We start from the raw sequence: 17,768 nt of genomic DNA, 5'->3' as shown, positions 1-17,768 counted from the left end.
CATTGCCAGCATGATCTCCTTTTATCAAAATTAAAACTCTTTCTTCAGCCAGCTGTTGATTCGTTTAAACCAATTGCCAACTGAAGCACGTTTTTCTGTTTCTGCGTCACCGTTCAGGTGTGACTCTTTACCATAGTGCAGCAGGCCCACCGCCGTGGAGTAGTAAGACTCCTGAGCGTAGTCGGTCAGGCCCGTAATATTCAGCGGCTGGCCGATACGCACCTGCGTATGAAACACGCGTTGTGCGCAGGCTGCCAGACCTTCAATTTGCGCCGCGCCGCCGGTTAATACAATACCGGCAGCAAGATGATGCTTCACACCCTGCTGGCGCAGCTGCTCCTGCAGTTGCAGAATCTCGTCGTTCACCAGATTCAGCAGCTCGGTGTAGCGCGGCTCAATGACTTCAGCCAGCGTCTGACGCTGCAGACTGCGCGGCGGACGTCCGCCTACGCTTGGCACTTCTACATTCTCATCTTTGCCGACAATCGATCCCAGCGCGCAGCCGTGGCGTACTTTGATCGCCTCAGCGTCAGTAGGCGGTGTACCAAATGCATAGGCGATATCGCTGGTCACAACGTTCCCGGCATAGGGGATCACCTTGGTATGACGCAGCGCGCCGCCGGTATACACCGCGATATCCATTGTACCGCCACCGATGTCGACAACACAGACGCCCAGCTCACGTTCATCTTCTGTCAGGACAGAAAAGCTGGAAGCCAGTCCGGCAAAAATCAATTGGTCAACTTTAAGTCCGCAACGTTCAACTGCTTTTACGATATTTTTCGCCATATCGTTGTGACAGGTGATTAAATGTACTTTGGCCTGCATACGGACGCCGGATAAGCCCACCGGATTCTTGATGCCTTCCTGGTAGTCAATGGCATACTCCTGCGGAATGACATGCAGAATGCGATGCTCATCACGTACGCGCACTGATTTAGCCGTATGGACAACGTTTTCCACATCATCCTGAGTCACTTCCTCTTCGGAAATCGGAACCATCCCGATTTCGTTCTGACAGCTGATGTGTTTGCCCGATAAAGCAAGGTAGACCGACGAAATCTGGCAATCCGCCATCAGTTCCGCCTGATCGATGGCGCGCTGTACGCACTTCACCACCGATTCCAGATCGTTTACCCCGCCTTTGTCCATACCCCGCGACGGGCAGCTGCCCACCCCGATAATATTGACCATACCATCAGGCAGAATTTCTCCAACCAGGGCGGCAACCTTCGCGGTGCCAATTTCAAGTCCTACTACCAGTTTTCTGTCCGTTGCCTTGATCATTATGGTTTAGCCTGTGCCTGGTTCTGTTGCTGATTACTGTCCTGTGGCTCAATCGGTGCCGGAACCCAGCCTACTGCGGCGCCAGAGTCATAGCGTAGATCAACATAATCAACACGCTTGCTTTCATTCTGGCCCTGCAGCTGCAGCTCCGGATAGAGCTCAATAAAACGGTTCAGACGCTTCATGGTATCGCTCCGTCCCAGTTCGATGCGGATATCGTCCCCGGTGACCAGCTGCCATGAGCGACGCGCCGTCATCGACGCGACCTTCAGGGTAAACTTGCTGGCCTGGAGCACATCCCGCAGGGAGTGATAACCCGCCAGCACCTCTTTTTCACTGCCTTCCGGTCCATAGAGCATCGGCAGATTCTCTTTGCCGACATGACTGGCCGGAACGCTGAAGGAGACGCCATCGGCATCTACCATGTGCGAGTCGTTCCAGCGTGCAACCGGAACATACTCCACCAGATTTATCTTCAGCTCATCAGGCCACTGCTTGCGCACGCTGACCTGTTTAATCCAGGGTAATCGTTCAATCTGTTGCTGAATGATATCCACATTCTGCGACATAAAGGTCCCCGGGGCGCCCAGTGACAGAATCGCCTGGCGAATATCATCATGCGTGGTGTAGTGGGTTTGCCCCGTTACGACCAGCTTTGATAGCGGCAGACGTGAAGCGTCATTCATCCACTTCAGGACCACCAGGCCACCGGCTATCATGGTGCCCAGCACCAGCAGCAGAAACACAATGCCAAACAGCCGTGCGCCGTTGCTGCGCCCGGTGCGGGCTCGCTCCTGAGGTTCGCGGTTGCGTACGCGTAGCGCTGCCTGAGACATATCAGTCAGCCAGCGCCAGGATACGCGTTACCAGCTGCGGAAAGCTGTAACCCGCCTGCCGTGCCGCCATCGGAACCAGACTATGGCTGGTCATGCCCGGCGACGTATTGACCTCCAGCAGCTGAAAACGGCCTTCGCTATCGGTCATGACATCCACGCGTCCCCAGCCACTGCAGCCCAGCGACTGCCAGGCAGCCAGCACCAGCTTTTGCAGTTCAGCTTCTTTTTCTGCACTCAGACCGCTGGGACAGAAGTACTGAGTATCGTCAGAAATGTATTTTGCTTCATAGTCATAGAAAGCGCTGGCTGTTTTAATTTTAATGGATGGCAGGATTTCTTCCCCGACAATTGCCACGGTATACTCATCACCGCTTAAAAAAGCTTCAATCAGTACATCGTTGTCGTGGCGAAACGCTTCATCCAGTGCCGCTGGCAGATCGTCAGCGCGCTCAACCCGGCTGATGCCTACGCTGGAGCCTTCACAGCTCGGCTTAACAAACAGCGGTAAACTCAGCGCGTCAATAGCGGTAGCGGTCTGCGCATCGATTCCCTGCTGATACTGCTCCCGGGTCAGCCAGATAAACTTGCCTGACGGCAGTCCCCTGCCCTGCCACAGTAGCTTGCTGCGCAATTTATCCATGGTGATAGCAGAGGCCATCACGCCGCTGCCCGTGTAGGGTAGCTGCATAAAGTCCAGCACGCCCTGCAGCGTACCATCCTCACCACCGCGCCCGTGCAGCGCAATAAAGACTTTGTTAAACCCCTGCTCTTTGAGCGTCAGCACCGATACATCACGAGTATCCACACCGTGCGCATCAACGCCCATTTCCTGCAGGCCAGCCAGCACTGCGCTGCCTGAATTCAGTGACACCTCGCGCTCTGCTGAGGTGCCGCCCATTAATACGGCGACTTTATCAGCCATGACGCGCCTCCTGGTTCGGTGCAGCCTGCAGCTGGCTTTCAGCCAGCCGGCGCGCGATTTTGCCGATGTTGCCTGCGCCCTGCACAATCACTAAATCGTCACCTGACAGCAGGGGAGCCAGCGCATCCGGCAGGGCGTCATGCTCAGTCACCAGAATCGGATCGACTTTGCCGCGACTGCGAATTGCCCGGCAGAGCGAACGGCTGTCGGCACCTGGAATCGGTGCCTCTCCGGCCGGATAGACCTCCAGCATCAGCAGTACATCCACCTGGGAGAGCACGCTGGCGAAATCGTCAAACAGATCGCGGGTGCGGGTATAGCGATGCGGCTGGAACACCATCATCAGCTTTTTATCCGGCCAGCCGGCGCGCGCTGCCTTGATCGTGACATCCACTTCGGTCGGATGATGACCATAGTCGTCAACCAGCATCGCGCTGCCCGGCTTGCCGTTTACGGCAGCAGTATCAAACTCACCCAGCACGTCAAAGCGGCGACCAGTGCCCTGGAAACTCTCCAGCGCCGCGAGAATGGCCGCATCCTCAATGCCTTCCTCACTGGCGACCGCTACGGCTGCCGCCGCGTTAAGGGCGTTATGGCGGCCTGGTGCATTCAGAGTAACCTGCAGCAGCGGTTTATCATGCCGGCGCAGGGTAAAATGCCCCTGCGCACCGCGCTGCTCATAGTTCTCTACCCGTACGTCCGCATCGTCGCTAAAGCCGTAGGTGGTAATCTGGCGACCCACGCGCGGGATCAGGTCGCGGATCACGACATCATCCACACAGAGCACCGCGCGACCGTAGAACGGCAGATTGTGCAGGAAATTGATAAAGGTCTGTTTCAGGTTCTCAAAATCGCCCTGATAGGTATCCATGTGATCCGCTTCGATGTTGGTCACAATGGCGACCATCGGCTGCAGATGCAGGAAAGAGGCGTCGCTCTCATCCGCCTCAGCAATCAGGTAGCGGCTGGTACCCAGCCGCGCATGCGTGCCTGCTGCTTTTACCAGGCCGCCGTTCACAAAGGTCGGATCCAGGCCACCTTCCGCGTAGATACTGGTGACCATGGCGGTGGTGGTGGTTTTACCGTGCGTACCGGCAATGGCGATGCCGTGGCGGAAACGCATCAGCTCGGCCAGCATCTCTGCGCGGCGGATCACCGGAATACGCTGCTCGCGCGCCGCCACCAGCTCGGGATTATCCTGCGCCACCGCGGTTGACACCACGACCACGCTCGCGTCGGTGACGTTCTCCGGACGATGGTTAAAATAGATAGTCGCCCCCAGCGAAGCAAGATGCTGGGTCACCGCGTTGGGCGCCAGATCGGATCCGCTGATGTGATATCCTTCATTCGCCAACACTTCGGCAATACCGCCCATGCCGGCACCGCCGATGCCAACAAAGTGGATGTGCCGGACGCGTCGCATCTCGGGCACAATTGAACGCAGTTTTGCCAGTTGTTGTGTATTCATCGCTCTCTGTTACCTGTTTTCCTGTTCGCACCCGCATACGGATGCAGGCCTATTCATCAGGCCCGAAAATTTACTTTGCAGCGCGCGCCACTTCACGGGCAACGCGTTCGGTGGCATCCGGGATCGCAACCTGACGGGCCTGTTCAGCCATGGTCAGCAGCGTCGCGCGGTCCCACTGGCGCAGCGTCTCCGCCACCCCTTCCGCAGTAAACTGCGGCTGCTCAAAAATTCTGGCCGCGCCCGCGTTTTCCAGCGGCAGCGCATTCCAGTATTGCTGGCGATCTTTATGCTGAAACGGCACGAAAATAGCCGGCAGACCTGCCGCAGCAATTTCGCTCACCGTCAGCGCACCTGAGCGACATACCACTACGTCCGCCCAGGCGTAGGCAGCGGCCATATCGTCAATAAATTCTGTGACCTTATGCTGCGGCTGACCTGCAGCCTGGTACGCCTGCTGCACTATCGCCTGGCCGCCTCTGCCGGTCTGATGCCAGAGGGTAATGGCGTCGCCCAGTTCGGCGGCGACCTGAGGCAGCGTCTGGTTCAGGATCCGGGCGCCCTGACTGCCGCCAACGACCAGCACCCGCAGCGGACCGCTGCGATCGCGCAGGCGTTCAGCCGGCGACGGCAGCGCCAGCACATCGGTGCGCACCGGGTTGCCGACAATATCGGCTGCAGGGAACGCCCCGGGAAACGCCTGCATCACTTTGGTGGCAATTTTTGCCAGCCACTTATTGGTGAGTCCGGCGATACCGTTCTGTTCGTGGAGCACGACCGGGATACCGCAGCTCCATGCCGCCAGACCACCCGGCCCGGAGACATAGCCGCCCATGCCCAGTACCACGTCGGGCTGCCACTGCTTCATGATGCGGCGCGCCTGACGCCAGGCGTTGAAAATACGTACCGGAGCCAGCAGCAGCGCTTTGATCCCTTTGCCGCGCAGTCCGCTGATGCGGATGAAGTCGATCTCAATACCGTGTTTCGGCACCAGATCCGCTTCCATCCGGTCGGCAGTTCCCAGCCAGCGTACCTGCCAGCCCTGCTCCATCAGGTGATGTGCCACCGCCAGACCGGGAAACACATGTCCGCCGGTTCCGCCAGCCATGACCATCAGCCGTTTGCTACTCATCGGGCACCTCGGGTAAACGCCTGCGCTTTCGCCAGGCGCGTTTCATAATCGATACGCAGTAAAAATACGATGGCGGTCGACATAATAATCAGACTCGATCCCCCGTAGCTGATCAGCGGCAACGTCAGGCCTTTTGTCGGCAGCATACCGGCTGCCGCGCCGACGTTAACCAGTGCCTGGAAGCTAAACCAGACGCCAATTGAGCAGGCGAGAAAGCCGGAAAAACGCTGGTCCAGCTCAAGGGCGCGACGGCCAATCGACATCGCGCGAAAAGCGACGAAGAATACCATTAACAGGGCTAAAACCACACCGACATAACCGAGCTCCTCACCGATTATCGAGAAGATAAAATCGGTATGCGCCTCCGGGAGATACTCCAGCTTTTGCACTGAGTTACCCAGCCCCTGTCCCCAGAATTCACCGCGGCCAAACGCCATCAGCGACTGCGTCAGCTGATAGCCGCTGCCAAACGGATCTTCCCACGGATTCCAGAACGAGGTCACGCGGCGCATACGATAAGGTTCGGCGATAATCAGCAGCACCACGGCAAAGATACCGGAGCCGATGATCGCAAGGAATTGCCACAGTTTGGCACCCGCGAGAAACAGCATCGCCAGCGTGGTCACAAACAGTACGACCACCGTCCCGAGGTCCGGCTGCGCCAGCAGCAGTACGGCGAGGATCACCATAACGCCCATCGGCTTACAGAATCCCCAGAAGTTATTACGCACCTCTTCCACTTTGCGCACCAGATAGCTGGCGAGATAGCAGAATAGCGAGAGCTTTGAGAGTTCCGCTGGCTGGATACGCAGCGGCCCCAGCGCAATCCAGCGCGATGCTCCGTTTACCGAGCTGCCCACGACCAGCACAATCAGCAGCATCAGCACGGACGCCACCAGCATGGCGTTGCTGTAGCGCTGCCAGAAATCCATCGGAATACGCAGGGTGACCAGCGCCATACCGAGTGCCAGCAGGATATAAAACGCGTCGCGCTTGGCAAAGTAGAAGGGATCGTCGTTCAGACGCTGTCCTACCGGCATGGAGGCGGACGTCACCATCACAAACCCGATAATAGCCAGACCAAACGTCAGCCATAAGAGCGTGCGATCGTAAAGCACCACCGGTGCGTCATCGCCATCGCGTGCGCCCATAACCCAGTCGCGCAGACGCACGGACAGGAAACTGGCAATGGCGGTTCCGGGTATACGCATCAGCCGGACTCCTTCGCCAGTTGCGCGAAGAGATCGCCGCGCTGCTCAAAATTACGAAACTGATCGAGACTGGCACAGGCGGGAGAAAGCAGCACCATGTCACCAGACTGAGCCGCCGCCGCAATCTGTGCGACCGCCTGCTGTAGCGTTTCGGTAAGTGTCGCTACCTCTGGCCGCAACGCGGCCAGCGCGTCGCCATCACGACCGTAACAGAACAGGCGGATATTATCGCCCTGCAGATAGCGCGCCAGCGGCGAGAAATCCGCGCCTTTGCCGTCGCCGCCGAGTAGCAGCCAGAGCGTACCCGCCACCTGCAGTCCCTGCAGCGCCGCTTCGGTACTGCCAACGTTGGTGGCTTTAGAGTCGTTGATCCAGCGCACTCCGCGCGCCTCATGCACTAACTGGAAGCGGTGCGGCAGACCGCTATAGGTCGTCAGCGCTTTCAGGCTCGACGCGCGCGGGATAGCCACGGCATCTGCCAGCGCCAGCGCAGCCAGCGCGTTGGTGTAGTTGTGCTGCCCCACCAGCTTCATCTCAGCGGTGTTCAGGATTTTTTCACCGTGCGCGCGAAGCCAGGTACTGCCCTGCTGCCGGGTCAGATGATAATCGCCCAGGTCGACACCAAAGCTGATACAGCGCCGATCGGCGCCGCGCACCGGCATAGTCATGCCATCATCGGCATTAACGACACACATCGCCGCGTTTTCATAAATACGTAACTTGGCGGCGCGATACTGCTGCATGCCCAGCGGATAGCGATCCATATGATCTTCCGTCACATTAAGGATCGTGGCAGCCGCTGCTTTCAGACTGTGTGTTGTTTCCAGCTGAAAGCTGGAGAGCTCCAGCACATAGAGCTGCGCGGGCGATTTCAGCAGCGTCAGCGCCGGCAAACCGATGTTGCCGCCCACGCCCACTGCCCAGCCTGCTGCGCGGGCCATTTCGCCCACCAGCGTAGTGACCGTGCTTTTACCGTTGGAGCCGGTAATGGCCACAACCGGCGCCTGCGCTTCGCGACAGAAAAGCTCAATATCCCCCACGATCTCAATACCGGCGTTCGCTGCGTCGCTCAGCGCCGGGTGCGCCAGCGCAATGCCGGGGCTGGCGACAATCAGATCGGCGGCCAGCAGCCAGTCGCTGTTGATACTACCGGTATGACACGCTACCTGCTCCGGCAGCTTATCCAGGCCTGGCGGTGAGAGACGGGTATCCATGACGCGTGGCGTAACGCCCTGCCCCAGGAAGAAATCGACACAGGAGAGGCCGGTAATACCCAGCCCGATAATGACAACGTTTCTGCCCCGATAGTCAGCCATGATTAACGCACCTTCAGCGTAGCCAGGCCAATCAGCACCAGCATCAGCGAAATAATCCAGAAGCGCACGATAACGCGCGGTTCCGGCCAGCCCTTGAGTTCATAATGGTGATGAATAGGCGCCATGCGGAAAATACGCTGGCCGCGCAGTTTAAAGGAGCCGACCTGCAGGATCACCGACAGCGTTTCAACCACAAACACGCCACCCATAATCACCAGCAGAAACTCCTGACGCAGCAGCACTGCCAGCGTGCCCAGCGCGCCGCCCAGCGCCAGTGACCCGACGTCACCCATGAAAACCTGTGCCGGATAGGTGTTAAACCACAGGAACCCGAGACCGGCCCCGACAATCGCGGTGCAGACAATGACCAGTTCACCCGCGTGACGCAGATAGGGGATATGCAGATATTCAGCAAACTTTACGTTGCCGGTTGCCCAGGCGACCAGCGCAAAACCGGCAGCGACAAACACCGTTGGCATAATTGCCAGGCCATCGAGACCATCGGTAAGGTTCACGGCGTTGCCGGTGCCCACAATGACAAAGTAGGCCAGCACCACATAAAACAGACCCAGCTGCGGCATCACATCTTTAAAGAAGGGCACCACCAGCTGCGTGGCAGGCGTATCTTTGCCAGCCACAAACAGCGCAAATGCCACGCCAAGTGAGATCACCGACATCCAGAAATATTTCCAGCGCGCGATAAGCCCTTTGGTATCTTTGCGCACCACTTTACGGTAATCGTCAACAAAGCCAATGGCGCCAAAGCCGAGCAGTACCACCAGTACACACCAGACATAGGGATTGGAAGGGTAAGCCCACATCAGTACGGAGATGGTGATTGATGTCAGGATCATGATGCCGCCCATGGTCGGCGTGCCGCGTTTGCTAAAGTGCGACTCCGGGCCATCATTACGTACCACCTGGCCAATCTGCAGCTTCTGCAGCCAGGCGATCAGGCGCGGTCCCATCCATAATGAGATAAACAGAGCGGTCAGCAGGCTGACAATGGCGCGAAACGTCAGATAGGAAAAGACGTTAAAACCGGAATAAAATGCGACCAGATGTTCGGCCAGCCAGACTAGCATGTTCCTTTCTCCTTCAGTCCCTGTACTACCTGCTCCATGGCGGCACTACGTGAACCTTTAACTAAAATAGTGATCTCAGGATGCTGCGCGAGCAGCGCCTGCAGATGGGCGATCAGCGCGGCTTTGCTGGCAAAATGCTGGCCTCTGCCGCTGCTGTCGCTGATAAAGTGGCTGAGCTGACCGGTGCTGAGCACGGCATCCACGCCGGCAGCCTGTGCTGCGGCGCCCACCTGACGGTGGCACGCTTCCGCTTCCTCGCCCAGCTCGCCCATATCGCCTACCACCATAACGCGGAAGCCGGGCATCTCACCCAGCACCTGCGCGGCGGCCGTCATCGAACCCACGTTTGCGTTATAACTGTCATCCAGCAGCAACTGTGTCGCCGAGAGACGCACCGGGAAGAGGCGTCCCGGCACCGGCTGCAGCATTTTCAGGCCAGACTGGATGGCGGTCAGCGGTGCGTCGACCGACAGGGCCAGTGCTGCGGCGGCCAGCGCGTTGGCAATATTATGGCGGCCCGGCAGCGGCAGTTCGATAGCGATATCTCCGCGCGGCGTGTGCAGCGTAAAGCAGGTCACGTCAGGCCGCAGTACGATATCGCTGGCGCGAAACTCCGCATCAGTCAGCGGCTGCGGCGAAAAGTGCCACAGCGTTCTGCCGGCAAAATAGGGCTGCCAGTTAGCGAGATCGTGACTGTCGGCGTTTACAATCGCCGTGCCGTGCAGCGGTAAACCGGCAAAGATTTCGCCTTTGGCTTTCGCCACGCCTGCCAGTGATCCAAAACCTTCGAGATGCGCCGCTGCAAGATTGTTGACCAGCGCGGTCTCCGGCTGTACCAGCGCCGTGGTGTAGGCTATTTCGCCCTGGTGATTAGCACCAAGCTCAATCACCGCGTACTGATGTGCCGCGGTCAGACGCAGCAGCGTCATCGGCACGCCGTAGTCGTTATTCAGGTTACCGGCGGTGTAGAGCGTTTCGCCACACTGGCGTAAAATTGCCGCCGTCATCTCTTTCACTGAGGTTTTACCCGATGAGCCGGTCAGCGCCACGACGCGCGCGGTCGACTGCTGACGTACCCAGGCACCAAGCTGGCCGAACGCAATGCGCGTATCAGCCACCACCACCTGCGGCAGCGCAACCGGTAACTGCCGGCTCACCAGCAGCGCCTGCGCCCCGCTGTTCATCGCCTGCTCAGCAAAGTCGTGCGCGTCAAAACGCTCACCCACCAGCGCCACAAACAGGCAGCCTGCGGTGACTTTACGGGTATCGGTCGTGACTTCATGCAGGGTCGCATCGCTGCCGTGCAGCGTACCGCCGCTGATGTCAGCCAGCGTTTGCAGCGTAATCGGGATCATGCCATTACTCCCAGCAGTCGGGCGACGGTGTCGCGGTCCGAGTAATCGAGACGACGATTGCCGATAATCTGATAATCTTCATGTCCCTTGCCGGCGACCAGCACGATATCTTCAGCTTTTGCCTGCATCACGGCGCTGGTCACCGCCTGCGCCCGGCCAGGCACGACGCGTGCGCGACCCGGATCGAGCAGTCCGGTCAGAATATCGTCCACAATCGCGGCGGGATCTTCGCTGCGCGGATTGTCATCGGTGATCACCACCACGTCAGCAAACTGTTCAGCAATCGCCCCCATCAGCGGACGTTTGCCTTTGTCGCGGTCGCCGCCGCAGCCGAATACGCACCAGAGCTGGCCCTTACAGTGAAGGCGCGCCGCTTCCAGCGCTTTCTCCAGCGCATCCGGGGTGTGCGCGTAATCCACCACAACGGTGGCTTTGCCCGCTGCACTGAAGACTTCCATGCGTCCGCATACCGGCTGCAGGTCTGCAGCGGTTGCCACTAAACTCTCCAGCGGATAGTCCATCGTCAGCAGCGTAGCCAGCGCCAGCAGCAGATTGCTGACGTTAAAGGCGCCCATCAGGCGGCTGTCAAAAGAGCCATCTCCCCAGCTGGAGCTGAAGCGCACGCGTGCGCCACCGTCGTGATACGCGACTTCAGTGGCATGGAGCCAGCGCCCGTGCCAGCCGGATGGCAGGTTGTTTGCCATGGTTACCGCGACCGCATCGGGCAGCTGCTGCAGCCAGCGATAGCCGGTCTCATCATCAGCGTTGATGATTGCGTCACCGATCTGATGTTCAGAAAAGAGCAGCCACTTGGCTGACTCATAGCTTTGCATGTCACCGTGGTAGTCGAGATGGTCGCGGCTCAGATTGGTAAATACCGCCGCCGCAAACGGCAATGCCGCCACGCGGTGCTGTACCAGGCCATGCGACGAGACCTCCATCGCTGCCAGGGTGGCGCCCTGCCCCACTAAGTCGTGCAGGATATGCTGAACCTCAACGGCCGAGCCGGTGGTGTTCTCTGCTGGCAGCAGCTGGCCATACAGGCCGTTACCCACGGTACCCATCACCGCGCCCGTCTCACCCAGCAGGTTAGCCCACTGTGCAATCAGCTGGGTGGTGGTGGTCTTGCCATTCGTCCCGGTAACGCCAGCCAGCTTCAGCTTGCTGCCCGGCTGCTGATAAAAGCGTCCCGCCAGCGCGGAGAGGCGCTGCGGCAGCTGCGCCAGATAGATCACCGGCACGCCGTGCAGTTCACGGATATCGCCGTCACTGGCCTCGCCTTCCGCTTCTGCAATCACGGCGGCAACGCCCTGCGCAATGGCCTGCGGGATAAAGCGCCGGCCATCAGCATGATGGCCCGCTACGGCGATAAACAGATCGCCGGCCGCCGCCGCGCGGCTGTCCAGCGTCATGTCACGAAGGGGACGCGCCGGCGCGCCGGCCACCCAGGGGGCCAGTAAATCGCGCAGGTTACGATCTGTCACTTGATGCCTCACTTCTGTTCTTCACTAATTCGTTTTTATCCACGACAGGCAGTGCGTCCGGCTCAATATTCATGGTGCGCAATACGCCGCCCATGATGGCGCCAAACACCGGCGCAGAGACTGCACCGCCATAATATTTACCGGCCTGCGGATCGTTAATCACCACGACCAGCGCAAAACGCGGCTGGCTGGCTGGTGCCACACCGGCGGTGTAGGCGATATACTTATTGACGTAGCGGCCATCGGGACCGACCTTTTTCGCGGTGCCGGTTTTAATCGCAATGCGATATCCTTTGATAGCGGCTTTTACCCCACCGCCGCCAGGCAGTGCCACGCTCTCCATCATATGCATTACCGTTCTGACCAGGTTCTCCGGAAAGACGCGCTCACCTGCAACCGGCGGATCCACTTTGGTAATGGAGAGAGGACGATTGATACCGTAGCTGCCAATCGTTGCGTAGACTCGCGCTAACTGTAACGGCGTTACCATTAGCCCGTAGCCGAAAGAGAAGGTGGCCCTCTCTATGTCAGACCACCGTTGTTTTTGAGGGTATAAGCCACTGCTTTCCCCGACCAGCCCCAAATTGGTCGGTTTACCCAGTCCAAAGCGCGCGTAAGTATCTACCAGCGCTGAGGAGGGCATCGCTAACGCCAGACGTGAAACCCCGACGTTACTCGACTTCTGTAAGACCCCGGTCAGGGTCAGTTCGTTATAGCGCGCCACATCTTTGATCTCATGACCGTTTACGCGGTATGGCACGGTGTTCAGTACGCTGTTCTCTTTCACCACCCCACGCTGCAGCGCAGTCATCACCACCATGGGCTTCACCGTTGAGCCCGGCTCAAAAATGTCGGTGATGGCGCGGTTACGCATGACATCTTTTGGCGTATTGCTGAGGTTATTCGGGTTGTAGGCGGGGCTGTTTGCCATTGCCAGGACTTCACCCGTGCTGACATCAACCAGCACCGCCGTGCCCGACTCTGCTTTGTTAAAGGCGACTGCATTGTTGAGTTCGCGATAGACCAGCGCCTGCAGCCGCTCATCAATACTCAGCGTCAGATTGTGTGCAGCACGGCTGTCGACCGACGAGATATCTTCAATGACGCGCCCGAAGCGATCTTTACGCACCGTACGCTCGCCTGGCGCGCCCGTCAGCCATTTGTCGAAGCTTTTCTCAATCCCTTCGATGCCCTGTCCGTCAATGTTGGTGAAACCAATCAGATGCGCGGTGACCTGACCGGCCGGATAGTAGCGGCGCGACTCCTGGCGCAGATAAATACCCGGCAGCTTCAGTTTTTTCACATAGTCGCCAATGGCCGGATTAACCTGACGCGCCAGATAGATAAAGCGTCCTTTGGGGTTGGCGTTGATGCGCGCGGCCAGCTGATCCAGCGGGATCGACAGCGCATCTGAGAGCGCTTTCCAGCGGCTATCAAGGGTGACGCCGCCGTGACCAATCAGCTCTTTGGGATCGGCCCAGATAGCATTAACCGGTACGCTGACCGCCAGCGGACGCCCGGCGCGGTCGCTGATCATGCCGCGTGCCGTCGGCACCTCCTGCACGCGCAACGAGCGCAGATCGCCCTCTTTAACCAGCCGATCGGGCTTGATCACCTGCAGCCAGGCGACGCGCGACAGCAGCCCGCCCAGCGCGAGTAAAATACAGCCGCACAGCAAAGCAAAACGCCAGCTTACAAAGCTGGCCTTATCTTCCTGTTTTTTTAACTTCAGCGTTTTGCCTGCGCCGCTCATTGAGGTCTGCGATTCCTTATTTCTGCACCACAATATTTTCCTGAGAAGGATCAACGTGCCGCAGCTGCAGCTTATCGGTTGCGATCCGCTCTACCCGGCTGTGATCGCCAAGCGCGTTCTCTTCCAGAATCAGGTTGCGCCATTCGATATCCAGCGCATCGCGCTCCAGCACCAGCTGTTCACGCTGCGCCGTTAGCAGGCGCGTTTTGTGCGTTGTGGTCACGACCAGTACCGAAGAGACCAGTACGGCAATCAGCAACAACACCGGGATCTTGCCAAAGCGCAGCAGGTCTCCGCCGATGACGCCGGGGAGACTGTGCCGCTCATTGCCAATCATGGCGCGGTCCTTTCAGCAATACGCAGCACCGAGCTGCGCGCGCGCGGGTTTTCCCGCACCTCTGCTTCGCCCGGAATGAGCTTGCCCAGCGTTTTCAGCTCGCGTCCGCCCAGCGCTTTCAGCTGGCTTTCCGTCATCGGAATTCCCGCCGGAACCTGCGGACCACGGCTTTGATCGCGCATAAAACGCTTCACCAGGCGATCTTCAAGAGAGTGGAAGCTGATGATGGATAAACGGCCACCCGGAGCCAGAACAGAAAGCGCGCCTTTGAGTGCGGTATCAATCTCTTCCAGCTCACTGTTGATCCAGATACGAATAGCCTGAAAGCTGCGCGTCGCCGGGTGCTTAAATTTATCTTTTACCGGCGTCGCGGCGGCAATGACTTCAGCCAGCTCTTTTGTGCGCGTCATCGGCTGCTCCCGATTGCGCTCTGTAATGGCGCGTGCAATGCGCTTCGCGAAACGCTCTTCGCCGTATGTTTTCAGCACAAAGGCGATATCAGCTTCTTCTGCCTGCAGCAGCCATTCAGCGGCAGAGTGACCCCGCGTGGGATCCATGCGCATGTCCAGCGGCCCGTCGCGCATAAACGAAAAGCCGCGCTCGGCGTCGTCCAGCTGCGGTGAGGAGACGCCCAGATCCAGCAGGACGCCACTGATTTTCCCGGTCAGCCCGCGCGCGTCGACATAGTCTGCCAGCGCTGAGAAAGGACCGTGCACAATAGAAAAGCGCGGATCGTTAATCTCAGCGGCGGCCGCAATTGCCTGCGGATCGCGATCGATGGCCAGCAGCTGTCCATTTTCGCCAAGCTGCGAAAGGATCAGGCGTGAGTGGCCACCGCGACCAAAGGTGCCGTCAATGTAAATGCCGTCTTCCCTGATATTAAGGCCGTTTACCGCCTCATCCAGCAGCACCGTGGTATGTTTAAAATTTTCCTGCATAGCTATAGCGATAAGTCCTGCAACCGCTCAGATAGAGGTTCCTGAGCTGAATGTTCTGCGTCAATATCATCCCTGACTTGTTGATACCAGGTCTGTTCATCCCACAATTCAAACTTGTTGAACTGCCCAACCAGCATCACTTCTTTTTTCAGTCCCGCATGCTGCCTTAAGGTATTTGCCAGCAGCAGCCGGCCTGCACTATCCATCTGGCATTCGCTGGCATGTCCGAGCAGCAGACGCTGTACGCGTCGCTCTGCCGGATTCATACTGGATAAGCGAGCCAGTTTTTTCTCAATAATTTCCCATTCGGGCAGGGTATAAAGCAGCAGGCAGGGCTGATGCAGGTCGATAGTAGAGACCATCTGACCCTGAGACTCTGCGAGCAGCAATTCGCGATAGCGCACCGGAACCGCTAACCGCCCTTTACTGTCGAGATTGACTAACGTTGCCCCGCGGAACATGCCAGCCTGACTCCTCAGCTACCGTTTTCACCACTTTATCCCACTTTTTACCACGAAACGAGTTTACGGAGCCGATGAAAACATTGTCAAGCCGCAACGGCAGGTGAATATCACTCTTTACATCCCGGAAAAATAAGCGGAAAGCGAAATAAAAAAGCGTGCGGAATGGCAAAGCAAAATTAAACCGATGAATAACAGTATAAAAATATCTGCTTACTTCAGACATGATTAAATTTGATTCAGATTTGGCTTAAGTACAGCAGCGCAGGGTTATGCGACAGCGGCGGCATTTTAGGGGATTTCTGAACGGAAGCCCAGCGCAAGCGCCTGCTGGCAGGGATTAAAAATGACTAACTTTTATCCAGCAGGATTAAATTGCTCGCTGTTTTGTGAAAATTAATGGCTGTTATTTACGCTTTTTTACGTCAGATAATTAATTGCCCGCCAGATAGTGAATAAATGGCGGGCATCATCGCGTCCGCTAACTCATTTTGTCAGGCGGCTTAACTGGCCACGATGAAATAAGTTACGGCGAATGCGCGTTAATCCGGGTTTGGGTTTGCGCGGCTCATCAAGAGACGCCAGCACCAGTTCCAGAACCCGCTCTGCAACGTCGCGATGACGCTGTCCCACCGCCAGTACCGGACAATCAAGGAAATCGAGTAATTCGTGATCGCCAAACGTGGCGATCGCCAGATCTTTTGGCAGCCGCCCTTCTCGTTTCAGCGTGACATCCATTACGCCCTGCAGCAGACCAAATGATGTGGTAAAAAGCGCATCAGGCATGGGATTTTCGTCCAGATAACGCTCAAACAGGGCAGCGGCGGCCGCGCGATCAAAACTGTTGCAGTAGAGGTAACTGACTGAACGCTCATCATCCTGCCAGGCTTCGCGGAAGCCCATTTCACGCAGAAAACTCACGGAAAGCTCCGGTAGCGCGCCCATAAACAGTACGTTTTTCACCGGGAGCTGACGCAATTCAGCCGCCAGCGCGCGCGCATCATCCTGATCGGCACCGACAACGCTGGTAAAGTGCTCACGATCCAGCGCGCGATCCAGCGCGACAATCGGCAGCGGATCGTTTATCCAGCGCTGGTAGAACGGGTGCTCCGGCGGCAGCGAAGTGGAGACGATGATTGCATCGACCTGACGCTGCAGCAGATGCTCGATACAGCGCATCTCGTTATCAGGCTGATCTTCTGAACAGGCGATAAGCAGCTGATAGCCGCGCTGGCGCGCCTGACGCTCCAGATAATTAGCAATACGCGTATAGCTGGTGTTTTCGAGATCGGGGATCACCAGTCCGATAGAGCGCGTGCGCCCTGCACGCAGGCCGGCAGCGACCGCATTGGGGTGGTAGTTATACTCGCGTACCACCGCCATCACTTTCTCAACCGTTTTGTCGCTGACACGATACTGCCGCGCTTTACCATTGATCACATAGCTGGCGGTGGTACGCGAGACGCCGGCCAGACGCGCAATTTCATCCAGTTTCACGATAACACCTTCATGTCGATAAGCCAGAGCTGGCGGAGATATCCGCAACGTAGCTGTGGATAAAATCTTTGTTACATCTAACCGCAGAAAACCGGCCTGAGCAACCGCTTTTCATCAGCAAACAAAGCTGGCGCATAAAATAAAAAAACCCGGCATTACGCCGGGTTAGAGTAAAGTGCAGTGATAACAGAGCGGGATTAACGCATGATGCGCTCGCCGCGTGATACGCCAACGATACCTGAACGTGCCACCTCAACAATCTCTGCTACTTCGCGTACGCTGTTGAGAAACGCATCCAGCTTGTCGCTGGTGCCTGCCAGCTGAACCGTGTAAAGCGTCGGTGTGACATCAACAATCTGTCCGCGAAAAATCTCCGCGCTGCGTTTCACTTCTTCACGGCCATAGCCGCTGGCCTGAATTTTGACCAGCATGATCTCACGCTCAACGTAAGCGCCCTGCCCCAGTTCAGTGACGCGCAGTACATCCACCAGCTTATGCAGCTGCTTCTCAATCTGCTCAATCACTTTTTCATCGCCCACGGTCTGAATGGTCATGCGCGACAGAGTAGGATCGTCGGTGGGCGCAACGGTCAGGCTCTCAATGTTATAACCGCGCTGGGAGAAAAGTCCGACCACGCGGGATAACGCGCCCGACTCATTCTCCAGCAGCACCGATAGAATACGACGCAT

The 17,768-nt window shown here is 57.7% G+C and carries 16 protein-coding genes; all 16 read right to left on the bottom strand.

Going from position 1 to position 17,768, the window contains the following annotated elements:
- Positions 1 to 30: 30 nt before the first annotated feature.
- The 16 genes from ftsA to ilvN all read right to left on the bottom strand — a co-directional run bounded on the left by ftsA (position 31) and on the right by ilvN (position 17,768).
- Positions 31 to 1,287, bottom strand: a complete 1,257-nt coding sequence (gene ftsA, locus LAC65_RS02605; RefSeq protein WP_039382588.1) for a cell division protein FtsA — start codon at positions 1,285 to 1,287, stop codon at positions 31 to 33.
- Positions 1,287 to 2,123, bottom strand: coding sequence for a cell division protein FtsQ (ftsQ, locus tag LAC65_RS02600; protein WP_071669074.1), 837 nt, complete (start codon positions 2,121 to 2,123; stop codon positions 1,287 to 1,289). Before ftsQ ends, ftsA begins: the two co-directional genes overlap by 1 nt.
- A 1-nt stretch (position 2,124) precedes the next feature.
- Complete coding sequence (locus LAC65_RS02595) at positions 2,125 to 3,045, bottom strand: D-alanine--D-alanine ligase (RefSeq protein ID WP_039382584.1); 921 nt, start codon at positions 3,043 to 3,045, stop codon at positions 2,125 to 2,127.
- On the bottom strand, positions 3,038 to 4,513 hold the full coding sequence (murC, locus tag LAC65_RS02590) for a UDP-N-acetylmuramate--L-alanine ligase (RefSeq protein ID WP_039382582.1): 1,476 nt from the start codon (positions 4,511 to 4,513) through the stop codon (positions 3,038 to 3,040). The genes LAC65_RS02595 and murC overlap by 8 nt, the downstream gene beginning before the upstream one ends.
- A gap of 70 nt (positions 4,514 to 4,583) precedes the next feature.
- Positions 4,584 to 5,642 carry an undecaprenyldiphospho-muramoylpentapeptide beta-N-acetylglucosaminyltransferase gene (gene murG / locus LAC65_RS02585; protein ID WP_039382580.1) on the bottom strand — a complete coding sequence of 353 codons (1,059 nt, stop codon included), beginning with the start codon at positions 5,640 to 5,642 and terminating at the stop codon, positions 4,584 to 4,586.
- Entirely contained in the window at positions 5,639 to 6,853 is a 1,215-nt protein-coding gene (gene ftsW, locus LAC65_RS02580) for a cell division protein FtsW (protein WP_039382578.1), read from the bottom strand. Before ftsW ends, murG begins: the two co-directional genes overlap by 4 nt.
- On the bottom strand, positions 6,853 to 8,169 hold the full coding sequence (murD, locus tag LAC65_RS02575) for a UDP-N-acetylmuramoyl-L-alanine--D-glutamate ligase (protein WP_039382576.1): 1,317 nt from the start codon (positions 8,167 to 8,169) through the stop codon (positions 6,853 to 6,855). Before murD ends, ftsW begins: the two co-directional genes overlap by 1 nt.
- A 2-nt stretch (positions 8,170 to 8,171) precedes the next feature.
- Entirely contained in the window at positions 8,172 to 9,254 is a 1,083-nt protein-coding gene (gene mraY / locus LAC65_RS02570) for a phospho-N-acetylmuramoyl-pentapeptide-transferase (RefSeq protein ID WP_039382574.1), read from the bottom strand.
- Entirely contained in the window at positions 9,248 to 10,609 is a 1,362-nt protein-coding gene (gene murF, locus LAC65_RS02565) for a UDP-N-acetylmuramoyl-tripeptide--D-alanyl-D-alanine ligase (protein WP_039382572.1), read from the bottom strand. Before murF ends, mraY begins: the two co-directional genes overlap by 7 nt.
- Positions 10,606 to 12,093 carry a UDP-N-acetylmuramoyl-L-alanyl-D-glutamate--2,6-diaminopimelate ligase gene (murE, locus tag LAC65_RS02560; RefSeq protein ID WP_039382570.1) on the bottom strand — a complete coding sequence of 496 codons (1,488 nt, stop codon included), beginning with the start codon at positions 12,091 to 12,093 and terminating at the stop codon, positions 10,606 to 10,608. Before murE ends, murF begins: the two co-directional genes overlap by 4 nt.
- Positions 12,080 to 13,846 carry a peptidoglycan glycosyltransferase FtsI gene (locus tag LAC65_RS02555; protein ID WP_039382568.1) on the bottom strand — a complete coding sequence of 589 codons (1,767 nt, stop codon included), beginning with the start codon at positions 13,844 to 13,846 and terminating at the stop codon, positions 12,080 to 12,082. Before LAC65_RS02555 ends, murE begins: the two co-directional genes overlap by 14 nt.
- Positions 13,847 to 13,862: 16 nt before the next feature.
- A complete protein-coding gene (ftsL, locus tag LAC65_RS02550; protein WP_039382567.1) occupies positions 13,863 to 14,183 on the bottom strand; it encodes a cell division protein FtsL in 321 nt (106 codons plus the stop codon).
- On the bottom strand, positions 14,180 to 15,121 hold the full coding sequence (gene rsmH, locus LAC65_RS02545) for a 16S rRNA (cytosine(1402)-N(4))-methyltransferase RsmH (RefSeq protein ID WP_039382565.1): 942 nt from the start codon (positions 15,119 to 15,121) through the stop codon (positions 14,180 to 14,182). Before rsmH ends, ftsL begins: the two co-directional genes overlap by 4 nt.
- A gap of 2 nt (positions 15,122 to 15,123) precedes the next feature.
- Positions 15,124 to 15,582, bottom strand: coding sequence for a division/cell wall cluster transcriptional repressor MraZ (gene mraZ / locus LAC65_RS02540; protein ID WP_039382563.1), 459 nt, complete (start codon positions 15,580 to 15,582; stop codon positions 15,124 to 15,126).
- Between the two features lie 486 nt (positions 15,583 to 16,068).
- A complete protein-coding gene (cra, locus tag LAC65_RS02535; RefSeq protein ID WP_039382560.1) occupies positions 16,069 to 17,079 on the bottom strand; it encodes a catabolite repressor/activator in 1,011 nt (336 codons plus the stop codon).
- Between the two features lie 197 nt (positions 17,080 to 17,276).
- Positions 17,277 to 17,768: an acetolactate synthase small subunit gene (ilvN, locus tag LAC65_RS02530; RefSeq protein ID WP_039382558.1), complete on the bottom strand. Its 492-nt coding sequence runs from the start codon at positions 17,766 to 17,768 to the stop codon at positions 17,277 to 17,279.

Source organism: Pantoea eucrina (assembly GCF_020079945.1).
Classification (GTDB): domain Bacteria; phylum Pseudomonadota; class Gammaproteobacteria; order Enterobacterales; family Enterobacteriaceae; genus Pantoea; species Pantoea eucrina.
The sequence above is the reverse complement of the archived record's forward strand: the minus strand, read 5'-3'. Positions and strand labels throughout refer to the sequence as shown.